13 protein-coding genes are annotated in these 15,667 nt (G+C 73.1%); 8 read left to right on the forward strand and 5 right to left on the reverse strand.

All coding sequences use genetic code 11. The features are described from left to right. Window positions 1-4 precede the first annotated feature (4 nt). The 3 genes from E4N63_RS03080 (at window position 5) to E4N63_RS03090 (ending at window position 3,713) form a co-directional block, all read left to right on the forward strand. Window positions 5-763 (forward strand): response regulator transcription factor, encoded by a 759-nt coding sequence (locus E4N63_RS03080; protein WP_230239823.1) that lies wholly within the window; start codon window positions 5-7, stop codon window positions 761-763. Then, window positions 760-2,211, forward strand: coding sequence for a HAMP domain-containing sensor histidine kinase (locus tag E4N63_RS03085; protein ID WP_230239824.1), 1,452 nt, complete (start codon window positions 760-762; stop codon window positions 2,209-2,211). The genes E4N63_RS03080 and E4N63_RS03085 overlap by 4 nt, the downstream gene beginning before the upstream one ends. Before the next feature lie 284 nt (window positions 2,212-2,495). Beyond that, window positions 2,496-3,713 carry a Gfo/Idh/MocA family oxidoreductase gene (locus E4N63_RS03090; protein WP_308188633.1) on the forward strand — a complete coding sequence of 406 codons (1,218 nt, stop codon included), beginning with the start codon at window positions 2,496-2,498 and terminating at the stop codon, window positions 3,711-3,713. Between the two features lie 205 nt (window positions 3,714-3,918). Here the strand turns inward: E4N63_RS03090 and E4N63_RS03095 are convergent, their stop codons facing one another. The 5 genes from E4N63_RS03095 to E4N63_RS03115 all read right to left on the reverse strand — a co-directional run bounded on the left by E4N63_RS03095 (window position 3,919) and on the right by E4N63_RS03115 (window position 8,948). Beyond that, window positions 3,919-4,938 carry a Gfo/Idh/MocA family protein gene (locus tag E4N63_RS03095; RefSeq protein ID WP_125624356.1) on the reverse strand — a complete coding sequence of 340 codons (1,020 nt, stop codon included), beginning with the start codon at window positions 4,936-4,938 and terminating at the stop codon, window positions 3,919-3,921. 25 nt (window positions 4,939-4,963) lie between these two features. Then, window positions 4,964-5,884, reverse strand: coding sequence for a sugar phosphate isomerase/epimerase (locus E4N63_RS03100; protein WP_043461324.1), 921 nt, complete (start codon window positions 5,882-5,884; stop codon window positions 4,964-4,966). Window positions 5,885-5,964: 80 nt separating this feature from the next. Continuing rightward, window positions 5,965-6,837 (reverse strand): ATP-binding cassette domain-containing protein, encoded by an 873-nt coding sequence (locus tag E4N63_RS03105; RefSeq protein WP_230239825.1) that lies wholly within the window; start codon window positions 6,835-6,837, stop codon window positions 5,965-5,967. Between the two features lie 6 nt (window positions 6,838-6,843). Next, window positions 6,844-7,905: an ABC transporter permease gene (locus E4N63_RS03110; protein ID WP_230242325.1), complete on the reverse strand. Its 1,062-nt coding sequence runs from the start codon at window positions 7,903-7,905 to the stop codon at window positions 6,844-6,846. Between the two features lie 23 nt (window positions 7,906-7,928). Continuing rightward, window positions 7,929-8,948, reverse strand: a complete 1,020-nt coding sequence (locus E4N63_RS03115) for a sugar ABC transporter substrate-binding protein (protein ID WP_230239826.1) — start codon at window positions 8,946-8,948, stop codon at window positions 7,929-7,931. A 279-nt stretch (window positions 8,949-9,227) separates the two neighbouring features. Here E4N63_RS03115 and iolC point away from each other — a divergent pair, with 279 nt between their 5' ends. The 5 genes from iolC (at window position 9,228) to E4N63_RS03140 (ending at window position 15,664) form a co-directional block, all read left to right on the forward strand. Next, a complete protein-coding gene (gene iolC / locus E4N63_RS03120; RefSeq protein WP_125624360.1) occupies window positions 9,228-10,175 on the forward strand; it encodes a 5-dehydro-2-deoxygluconokinase in 948 nt (315 codons plus the stop codon). Between the two features lie 33 nt (window positions 10,176-10,208). Further along, complete coding sequence (locus tag E4N63_RS03125; RefSeq protein WP_125624361.1) at window positions 10,209-11,096, forward strand: deoxyribose-phosphate aldolase; 888 nt, start codon at window positions 10,209-10,211, stop codon at window positions 11,094-11,096. Window positions 11,097-11,175: 79 nt separating this feature from the next. Further along, complete coding sequence (gene iolB, locus E4N63_RS03130) at window positions 11,176-12,087, forward strand: 5-deoxy-glucuronate isomerase (protein ID WP_125624362.1); 912 nt, start codon at window positions 11,176-11,178, stop codon at window positions 12,085-12,087. Window positions 12,088-12,102: 15 nt separating this feature from the next. Beyond that, window positions 12,103-13,977 (forward strand): 3D-(3,5/4)-trihydroxycyclohexane-1,2-dione acylhydrolase (decyclizing), encoded by a 1,875-nt coding sequence (gene iolD / locus E4N63_RS03135; protein WP_125624363.1) that lies wholly within the window; start codon window positions 12,103-12,105, stop codon window positions 13,975-13,977. 181 nt (window positions 13,978-14,158) lie between these two features. Next, window positions 14,159-15,664, forward strand: coding sequence for a CoA-acylating methylmalonate-semialdehyde dehydrogenase (locus tag E4N63_RS03140; protein ID WP_125624364.1), 1,506 nt, complete (start codon window positions 14,159-14,161; stop codon window positions 15,662-15,664). The last annotated feature ends 3 nt before the right edge of the window (window positions 15,665-15,667 follow it).

The raw sequence follows: 15,667 nt of genomic DNA on the forward strand, positions 1-15,667 counted from the left end.
AGCCATGGCTTCCGTCCTGGTCGTCGAGGACGACCCCGTCATACGCACCGCGCTCATCGAGGTGCTCTCCGCGCACGGCCATGTGGTGCACAGCGCCGCCGCGGGCTTCGAGGCGCTGCGGGAGATCACCGCCCGGCCGCCGGACGTCGTCGTGCTCGACCTCGGGCTGCCGGACCTGGACGGCACCGACGTGCTGCGGATGGTGCGCGGGATCTCCCGGGTGCCGGTGGTCGTCGCCACGGCCCGGGACGACGACGCCGAAGTCGTCAAGCTGCTCAACGCGGGAGCCGACGACTACCTGGTCAAGCCCTTCTCCGGCGAGCAGCTCGCCGCCCGGATCGGCGCGGTGCTGCGCCGTACCGCTCCCCCGGCCACCGCGCTCCCCTCCCCCGGCTCCGACGCGGCCGGCGGGCTCCCGGGCGGGCTTCCCGGCGGCCCGGCCGCCGGCGGAGCCGCCGCGCGCACGGTACGGGTGGGTGACCTGGTGGTCGACCCGCCGGCCCGTACGGCCCGGCTGGCTGGACGGGAACTGCGGCTCACCCGGCGCGAGTTCGATCTGCTGGCCTATCTGGCGGCCCACGCCGACCAGGTCGTCTCCCGGCGCCGCATCCTCGCCGACGTCTGGCGGCAGCCGTATGTGGAGGACCAGACCATAGACGTCCATCTCTCCGCGCTCCGCCGCAAACTGGGCGAGCGGGCCTCGCAGCCGCGCTATCTGCACACGGTGCGCGGCATCGGGATCAAGCTGGTGGCCCCGCGGTGAGACGGGCCCTGGCCGGTGTCGCCCTGGCGGTGACGTCCATGGTGGCGCTCTCCTTCCTGATCCCCCTGGCGCTGCTGGTGCAGTCCGAGGCGCGGGCCCGCTCCACGACGGAGGCGGAGCAGCGGGCCTCGGCCCTGGCTCCGGTCCTGGCGCTGACCACCCGCTCCCGCGATGTGCAGCAGGCCGTCTCGGGCCTGGACTCGGAGCGGCGGCTGGCGGTCCATCTGCCGGACGGCGAGGTGATCGGGGACCGGCACGCGCCGGAGTCCGCGCTCGCGCGGGCCGAGCGGGAGCGGGAGACGCTCGCCATGGACACCGACGACGGGTGGGTGTACCTGCAGCCGGTGATCCTCGCCGGGGACCGGGTCGCGGTCGTGGAGTCGTTCGTGCCGCGCTCGGCGCTCACCCGCGGCGTGGTGCTGTCCTGGGGGGTGATGTCGCTGCTGGCGGTGGGGCTGGTGGCGGGATCGGTGCTGGTCGCCGACCGGCTGGGCGCCCGCGTCGTCCGGTCCTCCCGGGAGCTGTCCCGGGCCTCGAACGCGCTCGGCGAGGGAGACCTCGGCATCCGGGTGGAGCCGGCCGGGCCGCCGGAGCTGAAGGAGGCGGGGCGGGCGTTCAACTCGATGGCGGACCGGGTGGTCGGGCTGCTGGCGACGGAACGGGAGCTGGTGGCGGATCTGTCGCACCGGCTCCGCACCCCGCTGACGGCGCTCCGGCTGGAGGCGGAGCGGATGGGCTCGGCTCCGGGGTCGGAGCGGCTGACGGCCGCGATCACGCATCTGCAGACCGAGATCGACTCGATCATCTCCGCCGCGCGCAGCCCGCTGGCGGTGGGCCCGCCGGGCGGCGGGACGGCGGACGGTTCCGGGGACGGGAACGGTGACGGCGACGCAAGCGGGGACGGGGCGGCCGGGAGCCGCTGCGAGGTGTCCGGTGTGGTGCGGCGGCGGGTGGAGTTCTGGGCGGTCCTCGCCGGTCAGCAGGGCCGGCCCTGCGGGCTGGAGGTCACCGACGAGCCGACTCCGGTGCGGCTGCCGTACGACGATCTGGCGGCGGTCGTGGACGCGCTGATCGGCAATGTCTTCCAGCACACGCCGGAGGGGACGGCGTTCGCGGTGGAGGTGGAACGGACCGCGGGGTCGGTGGTCCTCTGTGTGGACGACGCGGGCCCCGGCATCGCGGACCCGGATCTGGCCCTGGAGCGCGGGGTGAGCGTCGGCGGCTCGACGGGCCTGGGACTGGACATCGCGCTCCGGGCGGCACGGACGACACGCGGTGACATCACGATCGGCCGCGGCCCGCTGGGCGGTGCCCGGGTGCGGGTCGAGCTCGGCCTGGCGGCCGCCGTGCCGCCGGCGGGCACGCCGTCCCGGGCCTCGCGGGCCGTCCGCGCGGCGGCCCGGCGCGGCAGGCGGACGACACCGGACCGGGGCGGCACGCCCGGCTGAGGCCGGGCCGGCCGGGGCCCGAGGGGCGGCTGTCCCCCTGCCCTTCGCCCGGCAGGGGTGCGGTCACCGGGCTCGGCGCGTGGAGGGCGGTGGATCTCCGGCCTGCGGAACAGCGCCGGCCCGGCCGGGCCGGGGGCGCCCTCCCTCTTCGCCGTGGGGCCCGCGAGCCGCAAGGCGGGGCAGACGGCTGCGATGGGTCCAGATGTCTGGACACATTGCGCAAGGCGTGCTCTGATGCCGACTGCCCCGGGACACAAGGGACACACGGGGCGCGAGGAGGAGCCGTGGAGAGCGACCGGAGCGCGACGAGCGGGACCGCCGGGCGGCGTCCGATCGGCGTCGCGGTTATCGGGTTCGGCTGGATGGGGCGGGTGCACACCCAGGCGTACACCCGCGTTCTGCACCACTTCCCGGACCTTCAGCTCCGTCCCGAACTGGTGGCCGTCGCCGAGGAGGTCCCCGGCCGGGCCGAGGAGGCCGCCGACCGGTACGGATTCGCCGGCACGGCCCGCGACTGGCGCGACATCGCCACCGATCCCCGGGTGCAGGCCGTCAGCGTCACCGCGCCCAACTTCCTGCACCGCGAGATCGGTGTCGCGATGGCGGAAGCCGGCAAGCATCTCTGGATCGAGAAGCCGGTCGGCCTGACCTCCGCCGACGCGCGCGCCGTCGCGAAGGCCGCGGCCGGGGCCGGGGTGCGGGGCGCCGTGGGCTTCACCTACCGTCACGTCCCGGCCGTGGAGACCGCCCGTGAGCTGATCGCGTCCGGCGGGATCGGCACCGTCACCCACGCCCGCATCCGGCTCTTCAGCGACTATGCGGCCCATCCCGATGCCGCCCTCACCTGGCGGTACGAACGCCGGCGCGGAGGCAGCGGAGTGCTCGGGGACCTCGCCTCGCACGGCGTCGACCTGGCCCGCCTCCTGCTCGGCGAGATCACGTCCCTGGTCGCCGACACGGCCGTCTTCGTCCCGGAGCGCGCCCGCCCCACCGGCTCCACCGCCGGTCACGCCCGCTCCGCCGGCGGCGAGCCCGGCCCGGTCGAGAACGAGGACCACGTCTCCTGCCTGCTGCGGTTCGCCTCGGGAGCGCGCGGGGTCCTGGAGGCGTGCCGGGTCTCGGTCGGGGAGCAGAACGCCTACGGCTTCGAGATCCACGGCACCCGGGGCGCCGTGTTCTGGGACTTCCGCCGCATGAACGAACTGGGCGTCAGCCGCGGCACCGCCTACCAGGAGCAGCCCGTCAGCACCCTCCACCTCGGTCCGGAGCACGGCGAGTACGGCGCGTTCCAGCCGGGCGCGGCGAACGGCATGGGCTATGACGACCTCAAGGTCGTCGAGGCGTACCGGTTCCTGCGATCCGTGGCCGACGGCACCACCCACGGCGCCACGCTGGACGACGCCGTCCGCAGCGCCGAGGCACTGGATGCCATGGCGCGCTCCGCGGAGACGCGAGAGTGGGTACCGCTGCCCGTGCGCCCGCCGGGAGCCGGCGGGCCCTGACCCGGCTGCGCGGAGGGCTCCGGCGACGCGGTGCCCGTCCGGGCCGCTCCGCCCGCCGGAAGCCTCCACCGTGCGGTCGCCGCGGGCCGCCGCCGCACCCGGTCGCGGGATCGGACCGGACACGAATCGGCCGGGGGCGTCCCGCCTGCGGGCGGCCCGCGGAGGCCGGTCCTCCCACGGCGGCCCGGTCAGCGAACCCGTGGAGTCAGCGGTACAGCTCCGGACGGTCGGCCAGCTCGACCTCCACCCGTCGCTCCCCGGCCTGCGCCAGCACCCCGGCCTCGCAGACCGCCGCCGCCGCGTAACCGTCCCAGCAGCTCGGCCCGGTGACCTCGCCGCGGCGGGTGGCGTCCACCCAGTCCTGCACCTCGCGGTCGAACGCGTCCTCGAAGCGCTCCACGAACCCGGGGAGGATCGCACCGCCCCAGCGCCCCGCCGTGTTGACCAGCATGCCGCGGGCGTCGCCGACGCCCGCGGTGCCGTGCTCGCAGACCGCTTCGGCCTGTACCTGGTAACCGAAGCCGGGGGTCACGTTGATCTCGACGTCCACCAGCGCCCCGCCGTCCGTCTCGAAGAGCACCAGCTGCGGGACGTCCAGCCCGTCCGGCGCGTTGCCGGACCGGGCCGGGCGCATCACCGTCACCGCGGTGATCTCCTGCCCCAGCAGCCAGCGGGTCACGTCCATCTCGTGCACGACCGAGTCATTGATCAGATGGGCGTTGGTGAAGTACGGCGGGGCACCCGGGTTGCGGTGCCGGTTGTGCAGCATCAGCGGTCGGCCCAGCCGGCCGCTGTCCAGCAGCGCCTTGAGCTCCCGGTACTCCGTGTCGTACCGCCGCATGAAGCCCACCTGCACCAGCCGGTGCCCCCGTTTCTCCTCGGCCCGCACCACCCGCAGCGCGGAGGCCGCGTCCGGGGTAAGCGGCTTCTCGCACAGTACCGGCAGATTCCGGTCGATGGCCGCGAGCAGCGCTTCCTCGTGGGCGGGCCCGGGGGAGGCGATCAGTACGGCACCGACGTCGGGCGCGGCCATCGCGGCGGCGGGGTCGGTGTACGGGGTGCAGCCGCTCACCCCGTCCGCAACCTCCTTGGCCCGGTCCGCGTCGATGTCCACGACGGCCGTCACCCGTGCCCCGCTGATCACGTCGTTGATACGGCGCACGTGGTCGGTCCCCATCCGGCCGGTGCCGATGACGGCGACGCCGAGCGTTCCGCGCTGGATCATGATCGTGTTCGTCCCTTCGGAAGGATCAGGCGCCACAGGAGCGGAGGAACCTGCGGGTGCGTACGGCGATGGGCAGCGGCCGGTCCGGCGGGCACGGGTACATGTCCTGCTCGACGATGGCGAAGAGGTCCACGCCCAGGCGCTGGGCGGCGGTCAGCACCGGCTCCAGGGCGGGGACGCCGGCCGGGGGCTCGCACATCACCCCCCGCTGCACCGCCGGGCCGAAGGGGATCCCGTTCTTCACGACGTCGGCGAGGATCTCCGGATCGACCTGTTTGAGGTGGAGATAGCCGATGCGCTCGCCGAAGTCCTCGATGAGCCGGACACTGTCGCCGCCGCAGTAGGCGTAGTGCCCGGTGTCGAGGCAGAGGCTCACCAGGCCGGAGTCGGTCGCGTCCAGGAAGCGTTCGACGTGCTCCCGGGTGTCGATGTGGGTGTCGGCGTGCGGGTGGACGACGATGTCCAGCCCGTACCGCTCCCGCACCTCGTGGCCGAGCCGCTCCATGCCCCGGGCCAGGTTCCCCCACTGCTCGGTGGTGAGCTCCGCGTCCTCGATGATCTCGGCGGTCTTGTCGTCCCGCCAGAAGGAGGGGATGACGACCAGGTGCCGGGCGCCCATGGCGCGGGTGAGTTCCGCGACATCGCTGACGTGCGCCCAGGTGGAGTCCCAGACGGACGGGCCCCGGTGCAGGGAGGTGAAGACGGTGCCGGCGGAGACCTTCAGGCCCCGCCGGCCCACCTCGTCGGTGAGCCGGGCCGGGTCGGTGGGGAGATAGCCGTACGGGCCCAGTTCGATCCACGTGTATCCGGCCTCGGAGACCTCGTCGAGGAACCTCTCCCAGGGCACCTGCCGGGGGTCGTCCGGGAACCACACCCCCCAGGAGTCCGGGGCGGATCCGACCCGGATCCGGTCCAGGGCGGGGCGGGCGGAACGGTCGTCAGTCATCGGGTGGGTGTCCTTTCCCTCGTACGGACCGTGGGGGCCGTGCACGAGGACGGGAAGCGGGGGACGGCGGGCTCGGACGGCTAGGCGGACGTGCCGGCGGCACCGGTCGGCGCGGGGGCCCGGAGGTCGGACTCCTCCGGCAGTTCGCCGGTGTCCACCCCGCGGACCTGGGCCAGTTCGTGCTTGAGCGCCGCCAGCTCGGCGCCGCCGGCCATGTGGTTGGTCAGTTCTTCGAGACCGACCTCGCTGCGGGAGGCGCTCAGTTCCATGGTGCCGAGCCGCAGGACGGAGAAGTGGTCGCCCACCATGTAGGCGTGGTGCGGATTGTGGGTGATGAAGACGACCCCGAGCCCGCGGTCGCGGGCCGCCGCGACGTACTTCAGCACCACCCCGGACTGCCTGACGCCGAGGGCGGCGGTTGGCTCGTCCAGGATCAGTACCCGCGCACCGAAGTGCACGGCGCGTGCGATGGCCACCGACTGGCGCTGGCCGCCGGAGAGGGTGCCCAGAGGCTGCTCCAGGTCGTCGAGCACGATGCCCATGGCCCGCAACTCCTGGTCCGCGGTCCGCTTCATACGGGCGATGTCCAGCCGGCGTACTGGCCATGGGCCCCGGGTCAGCTCGGAGCCGAGGAAGAAGTTCCGCCACACGGGCATCAGCGGCACGGTGGCCAGGTCCTGGTACACGGTGGCGATGCCGCGGTCCAGCGCCTCACGCGGCGAGGAGAAGGAGACGGGCTCGCCCCCGGCCAGGAACTCTCCCTCGGTGTGCCGGTGCAGCCCGGAGATGATCTTGATCAGGGTCGACTTGCCGGCGCCGTTGTCGCCCAGCACGCAGGTCACCCGGCCGGGGCGGACCGAGAGATCGACGCCGCTGAGGGCACGGATGTTGCCGTAGCTCTTGCCGACACCGCGCAGTTCGACGAGGGCGCCGCCGTCGTCCTTGGGGGTCACGGGGGTTCACCTCCGGGTGGCGCTGTTGCGCACGTAGAGATTGATGAGCACGGCGGTCAGCAGCATCGCGCCGAGGAAGAACTTGAACCAGTCGGGGTTCCAGTTGGCGTAGACGATGCCCTGGGTCACCATGCCGAACAGGGCGGCGCCGACGACCGGGCCGAACACCGAGCCGTGGCCGCCGATCACCGCGGCGGCGATGTAGAGCAGCTCGTTGCCGACGCCCTCGCCGGACTGCACGGTGTTGTAGGCGAACAGCAGATGCATGCCGACGAACCAGGCGGCGAAGCCGACCGTCATGAAGAGAGCGATCTTGGTGAAGGTCACCGGCACCCCCACGGCCCGGGCGCTCTCCCGGTTGCCGCCCACCGCGAAGACCCAGTTGCCGAAGGAGGTCCGCAGCAGCACCCAGGTGCCCAGGGCCGCGAAGGCCAGCCACCACAGCACCGTGACGCGGACGGTGATGTCGCCGACCGGGAAGGACGAGGCGAAGACCGCCTTCGCCTGCTCGAAGCCGTCCATGTCACTGATGGACTCGGTGGCGACGTTGCCGGTGATGAGCTTGGTCAGCGCCAGGTTGACGCCCTGGAGCATCAGAAAGCTGCCCAGGGTGACAAGGAAGCTCGGCAGCCCGGTCCTGACCAGCAGGAAGCCGTTGAACGCGCCGATCGCCAGCGAGACGGCCAGCGCGGCGAACACCCCGACCCAGACGTTCAGCGAGAGCTGGAAGGCCACCATGCTGGCGGTCATCGCCGAGGTGATGACCGCCACACCGGCGGACAGGTCGAACTCGCCGCCGATCATCAGCAGCGCCACAGCCAGGGCCATGATGCCGATGGTGGAGGACTGGTAGAGCACCGTGCCCAGGGAGCCGGTCTCCCGGAACGGGGGCGCGACGGCGAAGAAGAACACGTAGACCGCGACGGCGCCGAGCAGGGCACCGATCTCGGGGCGGCCGAGCAGCCGTTGCAGGGGTGAACGCTGCCGGGTGCGGCCGTCCTTCCCCGGGGCGGGGGCCCCCGCCGCCGGAGCGGCGGGGGTGTGGGAGGTGGCCGCCGGAGCGGCCACCCGGGACGTCGTCCGCACAGGGATCACCGTGTGCCCTTCTTGGCGTACTCGCCGATGGTGTCGACGTTCGACGCGTCGACGAAGGCGGGCCCGGTCAGGACGGGCTCCTCGCCACCGCCGCTGTGGTTGCCGTTGGTCCGGTGGAGCCACAGCGCGTCCACCGCAAGGTATCCCTGGAGGTACGGCTGCTGGTCGACGGCGAAGGCGATCGAGCCGTCCTCGAGGTGGGACACCAGCTCCTTGTTCAGGTCGAAGGTGGCGACCTTCGCGTCGCTGCCGGCGTCCCCGGCGGACTCGACCGCGGTGACGGCGAACGGCGCGCCGAGGGTCGTGACGTAGTCGATGGACCGGTCGCCCCGGAGTTTCGCCTCGATCGTCGACTTCACCGAGGGCATGTCGGTGCCGTTGACGTAGAGGGTCTCCGTCTTGCCCTTGAACGTCTTCTTCACGCCGGCGCAGCGGGCCTCCAGGGCGACGTGGCCCTGCTCCTGGATCACGCAGACGGTGTGCTCGGCCCCGAGCGCGTTGAGCTTCTTGCCGAAGGCCTCGCCGGCGATGCTCTCGTCCTGGCCGAAGTAGCTCAGGATTCCCGCCTCCTTCCAGTGGTCCAGGCCGGCGTTCAGGGCGACCACGGGGATACCGGCCTTCCTGGCCTTGGCGACGGCGGACTTGAGCGCGTCCGGCTTGGCCAGGGTCACCGCGATGCCGTCGACCTTCTGGTCGATCGCGTTCTGGATCATGTTCGCCTGGTCGCCGGCCTCCGGCTTGCCGGAATAGACCAGTTCCACGTTGTCCTTGGCGGCGGCGGTTTCGGCGCCCTTGCGGACGATGTCCCAGAAGGTGTCACCGGCGGCCGCGTGGGTGATCAGGGCGACCTTCATGCGCGGGGTGCTCGCCTTGCCCGCGGCGGCGTTCTTCCCGCCTTCCTCGGCCTGTTTGCCTCCGGCGCTGCTGCATCCGGCGGCGAGGAGGGTGGCGGCCGCGGCGCAAGCCGCCGCGAGGGGGACGAATCCACGGGAGCGGGGACGGGGCGTGCGGTCCATCTTTGCTGCACCTCACTGTGCGACAGGGGGAAGAGGAAGCGAGAGGGGGCCGGCCCGGGGTGTGCCCGGACGGAGCCGGCAAGGGGCTGTTCTGCCGTTGGGACGGGATCCAAACGCGTGACGCACCCCACTGTCAATGGTTTGTCAGGACATCATTTCACGAGCAGGTCCATATGTAAGAACAAAGTGTTGACAGGGGCTCCCCCGGCGGTCTACATCTGAAGGCGCCGAAGCCCCGGCAACCACCCGCGACCCCGGTCCCCCTGCCTGAGGAGCCTCATGACCACGTCCTTCGACCTGATCACCATGGGCCGTATCGGGGTCGACCTCTACCCGCTCCGGACCGGCGTCCCGCTGGCGCGGGTCGATACCTTCGGCAAGTTCCTCGGCGGCTCGGCCGCCAACGTCGCCGTCGCCGCGGCCCGCCTGGGACGGGCCACCGCGCTGATCAGCCGCACCGGCGCCGATCCCTTCGGGGACTATCTCCACCAGGCCCTGCGGGAGTTCGGGGTGGACGACCGCTGGGTCACCCCGGTCGGCGCCCTCCAGACCCCCGTCACCTTCTGCGAGATGTTTCCGCCGGACGACTTCCCGCTGTACTTCTACCGCCGGCCCAAGGCCCCGGACCTGGAGATCCGGCCGGAGGAGCTCGACCTCGACGCGGTCCGCGCCGCCCGGGTCTTCTGGGTCACCGGCACCGGGCTCAGCGAGGAGCCCAGCCGGACCGCCACCCTCGACGCCCTTGCCGCACGCGGCCGTTCGGGCACCACGGTCTTCGACCTCGACTGGCGGCCGATGTTCTGGAACGACCCCGCCGAGGCGCGCGGGTACTACACCGAGGCCCTGCTCCACACCACCGTGGCCGTCGGCAACCTCGACGAGTGCGAGATCGCCACCGGCGTGCGCGAACCCCGCGCCTGCGCCCGGGCCCTCCTCGACGCCGGTGTTGAACTGGCCGTCGTCAAACAGGGCCCCCGCGGGGTTCTCGCCGCGCACCGCGACGGCACCACCGCCGAGGTCCCGCCCGTCCCCGTGGAGGTCGTCAACGGACTAGGGGCGGGCGACGCGTTCGGCGGCTCGCTCTGCCACGGCCTGCTCGCCGGCTGGGACCTGGAGCGGACCGTGCGCCACGCCAACGCCGCCGGCGCCATCGTCGCCTCCCGTCTCGCCTGCTCCTCCGCCATGCCCACCGAGTCCGAGGTCGAGGACCTCCTCGGGCGCGGCTGACACCCCGCACTCGTCCCCGGAAAGGGAGCCCCCTTGAGCATCAGCATCTCCGAACTGGCGACGGTACGGGCCCGGCATCCGGAAGCCATCGCGGAGGCCGCCGCCCGCCGCCCCCGCCGCCCGCTCATCGGCGACAGCGGCCGGCTGATGATCGTCGCCGCCGACCATCCCGCCCGCGGGGCACTCGGCGTCGGCGACCGCCGTCTCGCCATGGCCAACCGCGCCGACCTGCTGGAGCGGCTCTGCACGGCGCTGTCCCGACCGGGCGTGGACGGGGTGCTGGCAACCGCCGACATCCTGGAGGACCTGCTGCTGCTCGGTGCCCTCGACCACAAGATCGCCATGGGCTCGATGAACCGGGGAGGCCTCGCCGGTGCCGCCTTCGAACTCGACGACCGCTTCACGGGCCACCGCCCGCAGGACATCGTCCGGCTCCGTTTCGACGCCGGCAAACTCCTGATGCGCATCGACTACGAGGACGCGGGCTCGCTGTCCACGCTGGTCTCCACCGCCCGCGCCATCGACGAGATGGCCGAGCGGCGGCTGCCCGTCTTCGTCGAGCCGTTCATCTCCCGCCGGACCGGGGGCACCGTGCGGAACGACCTGAGCGCCGAGGCGGTCACCCGGTCCATAGCCGTCGCCTCCGGCCTGGCCGGCACCTCCGCGTACACCTGGCTCAAGCTCCCGGTCACCGAGGACCCCGACGCCATGGCCCAGGTGATGGAGACCTCCACACTGCCCGCCGTGCTCCTCGGCGGCGACCCCGGCAGCTCCGCCGGGGACCAGGACGCCGCCTACGAGAAGTGGCGCAAGGCGCTGCGGCTGCCCACCGTCCAGGGACTGGTCGCCGGCCGCTCGCTTCTCTACCCCGCGGAGGGGAGTGTGGAGACCGCGGTGGACACCGCCGTGAGCCTGGTGTGAGCCGGCCGTCCGGCCCGCTCGCGCACCCCGCCCGCACACCCCGACGACACGTCCCGGACCGTTCCGGAGGACCCGAACGATGACCAGCACGCAGCATCAGCGGCACCACCTGCCGGCAGGCACGGCCGCCGACGGCCCGTACGCCGTCGACATCGGCCCCGACTCGGCGGGCTGGGGCCATGCCGGCCTCCGGGTGATCGACCTGTCCCCCGGCGGCTCGCACACCTTCGCCACCGGGGACAGTGAGTGGATCGTGCTGCCCCTGAGCGGTGGCTGCACCGTGGCGACCGAGGGCGAGCACTTCGAACTCCACGGCCGCCGGGACGTGTTCACCGGCGTCACCGACTTCGTCTACGTCCCGCGCGACGCGCGGGCCACGATCGCCTCGGGCACCGGCGGCCGCTTCGCCCTCACCGGCGCCCGCTGCGCCCGCCGGCTGCCCGCCCGCTACGGGCCCGCCTCCGGTGTCCCCGTCGAACTCCGCGGCCGCGGCAGCTGCAGCCGCCAGGTCAACAACTTCGCCGCGGCCGGGGTCTTCCCCTGCGACAAGCTCATCGCCGTGGAGGTACTGACCCCGGGCGGCAACTGGTCCTCGTACCCGCCGCACAAGCACGACGAGCACCGGCCGGGGGAGGAATCCGAACTGGAGGAGATCTACTACTTCGAGATCGCCGCCCACGACGGCACCCCGGGCCTCGGCTACCAGCGGGTCTCCCCGTCCGGCCCGGGCCACGGCACCGACGTGCTGGCCGAGGTGCGCGGCGGGGACGCCGTGCTCATCCCGGACGGCTGGCACGGTCCCTCCATCGCCGCACCGGGCCACGACATGTACTACCTCAATGTGATGGCCGGCCCCGGCACCGAACGCGAGTGGCTGATCCGCGACCACCCCGACCACGCCTGGATCCGCGGCAGCTGGCCGGACCAGCCGCTCGACCCGCGGCTGCCCCGCTACGCACCGCCCTCCGCCCCGTCCGTTCCCGCCCGATGAGCCAGTGAGGTCCAGATGAGCCAGTCCACCCGCCGCCTGACCACCGCCCAGGCGCTGGTGCGGTTCCTGTCCGTGCAGCACACCGAGCGCGACGGGGTGCGGCGCCGGCTGATCGCCGGCACCTGGGGCATCTTCGGCCACGGCAACGTCGCCGGGCTCGGCCAGGCTCTGCTGGAGGCCGGTGAGGAGGCCATGCCGTTCCACCAGGGCCGCAACGAGCAGGCCATGGTGCACGCCGCCGTCGGCTACGCCCGCCAGCTGGGCCGGCTGTCCGCCCAGGCCGTCACCACCTCCATCGGCCCCGGCGCCACCAACCTGGTCACCGGCGCCGCCCTCGCCACCGTCAACCGGCTGCCCGTCCTGCTGCTCCCCGGTGACACCTTCGCCACCCGAACCGCCGACCCGCTGCTCCAGCAGCTCGAACACCCGGTCTCCGCCGACATCTCCGTGAACGACGCGCTCCGCCCGGTCTCCCGGTACTTCGACCGGATCACCCGCCCCGAGGCGCTCGTTCCGTCCGCGCTCAACGCCATGCGCGTCCTCGCCGACCCCGCGGAGACCGGCGCCGTCACCCTCGCCCTGCCGCAGGACGTCCAGGCGGAGGCCTGGGACTGGCCGGAGGAGTTCTTCGCCGAGCGGGTCTGGCCCGTACGCCGCCCGGCCCCCGACCCGGCCGCGGTGGCGGCCGCCGCCGCGGCGGTACGGGCCGCCCGCCGCCCGCTGATCGTGGCGGGCGGCGGCGTCCACCACAGCGGAGCCGAGGAGGCGCTGCGTGCTCTCGTGAACCGCACCGGCATCCCCGTCGCCTCCACCCAGGCCGGCAAGGGTTCGCTGCGCCACGACCACCCGGCCGATCTCGGCGGCATCGGCCACACCGGTACGGCGGTCTGCGACGCCGTGGCCCGCACCGCCGACCTGGTCATCGGCGTCGGCACCCGGTACACCGACTTCACCACCGCCTCCTCGACCCTCTTCGCCGGGCCGGGGGTGCGTTTCGTCAACCTCAACATCACCTCCTTCGACGCCCACAAGCTGGCCGCCACCGCCCTGGTCGCCGACGCCCGCGCCGGCCTGGAGGCCCTCGCCGCGGCACTGGAGGACCACCGGGTGGACCCGGCGTACGAGGCCGAGTACGGCGTGGGCAAGGAGCGCTGGGAACGCGTCGTGGACGCCGCCTACCACGCGGAGGACGACGCCGTCCCCACCCAGATCCAGGTCCTCGGCGTCCTCGACGCGGTCGCCGGCGACGACGACGTGGTGATCAACGCGGCCGGGTCACTCCCCGGCGACCTGCACAAGCTGTGGCGTGCCCGCTCGCCCCGCCAGTACCACGTCGAGTACGGCTACTCCTGCATGGGCTACGAGATCCCCGCCGGCCTCGGGGTCCAGCTCGCCGCGCCCGGCACGCCCGTCTGGTCGCTGGTCGGCGACGGCACGTACCTGATGATGCCCACCGAGATCGTCACCGCCGTCCAGGAGGGACTGCCCGTCAATCTCGTCCTCCTCCAGAACCACGGCTACGCGTCCATCGGCGGCCTCTCCGAGCAGACCGGCGGCGAGCGCTTCGGCACCGCGTACCGCTACCGCGCCGCCGACGGCACCTTCACCGGCGACCCGCTCCCGGTGGACCTCGCCGCCAACGCCGCGAGCCTCGGGATGGACGTCATCCGGGCCAAGACCGTGCGCGAGCTGCGCGAGGCGCTGACCCTGGCCCGCACCTCCGACCGCCCGACCTGTGTGTACGTCGAGACGGACACCCCCAACCAGGCCGCACCCGGGGCCGAGGCCTGGTGGGACGTACCCGTCGCCGAGGTGGCCTCCCGCGAGGCGGCGGTCCGGGCCCGGGAGGTCTACGACCGGCACACACCGGCACGCCGCCGCCATCTCTGATCCCGCCCCGGACCGGCCACCCCGCCCGGGCACCGGTGCGGCGGTGTGGCCGGCCCGCCGGCCCGGGACGGAGCCGTCCCCGCACTCTCCCCGCAGCACCGACACCGTTCACCGGCCCCCGCCCGCGACCGGGGCGTCCAGCGCCCCGGAGCAACGGAACCGCCAGGAAGGCACGCACCTCATGAAGACCATCGACCACTGGATCGACGGCGGGCCCGTCACGGGCGGCTCGGGCCGCTCGGGCCCCGTTCACAACCCCGCCACCGGCGAGCAGTCGGCCACCGTCTCCTTCGCCTCGGTGGAGGAGACGGACCGGGCCGTCGCCGCCGCCCGGGCCGCGTTCGGGAACTGGAGCACCAGCTCCCTCGCCCGGCGCACCGCCGTCCTGTTCCGGTACCGCGAACTGCTCGACGCCCACCGCGACGAGATCGCCGCGCTGATCACCGCCGAGCACGGCAAGGTCCACTCCGACGCCCTCGGCGAGGTCGCCCGCGGCATGGAGATCGTGGAGCTGGCCTGCGGCATTCCTGAGAAGCTCAAGGGCGAGCTGTCCACCCAGGTCTCGACACGGGTCGACGTCGCCTCGCTGCGGCAGCCGCTGGGCGTCGTCGCCGGCATCACGCCGTTCAACTTCCCGGCCATGGTGCCGATGTGGATGTTCCCGCTCGCCATTGCCTGCGGCAACACCTTCGTCCTGAAGCCGAGCGAGAAGGATCCCTCCGCCTCGCTCCTGCTGGCCCGACTGGCCTCGCGCGCCGGACTGCCGGACGGGGTGCTCAACGTCCTCCAGGGCGACAGAGTGGCCGTCGACCGGCTGCTGGAGCACCCGGATGTCGCGGCCGTCTCCTTCGTCGGGTCCACGCCCATCGCCCGGCATGTCCAGGCGAAGGCCGTCGAGCACGGCAAGCGGGTGCAGGCGCTGGGCGGTGCGAAGAACCACATGGTGGTGCTGCCGGACGCCGATCCGGACTTCGCGGCGGACCAGGCCATCGGTGCGGCCTACGGCTCGGCGGGCGAACGCTGCATGGCCGTCTCCGTCGTCGTCGCCGTGGGCGGCACCGGCGACGAACTCGTCGGCAAGATCGCCGAACGCGCGAAGAGGCTGCGGATCGGCCCCGGCGACGACCCGTCGAGCGAGATGGGGCCGCTGATCACCCGCGAGCACCGCGACAAGGTCGCGTCCTACGTCACCGGAGCGGCGGCCCAGGGAGCGGAGGTCGTGGTCGACGGCACGGAGTGGACGGTCGAGGGGCGGCCCGAGTGCGCGAACGGCTACTTCCTCGGTGTCTCGCTGCTGGACAAGGTCCCGGTCACGGCGGACGCGTACCGGGACGAGATCTTCGGCCCGGTGCTGTGCGTGGTCCGCGCGGAGACGTACGAGCAGGCCGTGGAGCTGGTCAACAGCTCCCCCTGGGGCAACGGCGCCGCGATCTTCACCCGGGACGGCGGCGCCGCCCGCCGCTTCCAGCTGGAGGTCCAGGCCGGCATGGTCGGCGTCAACGTGCCGATCCCGGTGCCGGTGGGCTACCACTCCTTCGGCGGCTGGAAGGACTCTCTCTTCGGCGACCACCACATCTACGGCAACGACGGCATCGCCTTCTACACCCGGGGCAAGGTGGTCACCACCCGCTGGCCGGACCCGGCCGACCGGGGCGGCATCCAGCTCGGCTTCCCCAGCAACAGCTGAGCG

The sequence above is a fragment of the Streptomyces sp. MNU89 genome (genome assembly GCF_020982505.1).
GTDB lineage: Bacteria > Actinomycetota > Actinomycetes > Streptomycetales > Streptomycetaceae > Streptomyces > Streptomyces xinghaiensis.

What these genes read in the sequence shown, in the direction of transcription:
- iolB (WP_125624362.1), top strand. Translation starts at nt 11,176, where the DNA reads ATGACCAGCACGCAGCATCAGCGGCACCACCTGCCGGCAGGCACGGCC.
- iolD (WP_125624363.1), top strand. Translation starts at nt 12,103, where the DNA reads ATGAGCCAGTCCACCCGCCGCCTGACCACCGCCCAGGCGCTGGTGCGG.
- E4N63_RS03115 (WP_230239826.1), bottom strand. Translation starts at nt 8,948, where the DNA reads ATGGACCGCACGCCCCGTCCCCGCTCCCGTGGATTCGTCCCCCTCGCG.
- E4N63_RS03095 (WP_125624356.1), bottom strand. Translation starts at nt 4,938, where the DNA reads ATGATCCAGCGCGGAACGCTCGGCGTCGCCGTCATCGGCACCGGCCGG.
- E4N63_RS03100 (WP_043461324.1), bottom strand. Translation starts at nt 5,884, where the DNA reads ATGACTGACGACCGTTCCGCCCGCCCCGCCCTGGACCGGATCCGGGTC.
- E4N63_RS03080 (WP_230239823.1), top strand. Translation starts at nt 5, where the DNA reads ATGGCTTCCGTCCTGGTCGTCGAGGACGACCCCGTCATACGCACCGCG.
- E4N63_RS03140 (WP_125624364.1), top strand. Translation starts at nt 14,159, where the DNA reads ATGAAGACCATCGACCACTGGATCGACGGCGGGCCCGTCACGGGCGGC.
- iolC (WP_125624360.1), top strand. Translation starts at nt 9,228, where the DNA reads ATGACCACGTCCTTCGACCTGATCACCATGGGCCGTATCGGGGTCGAC.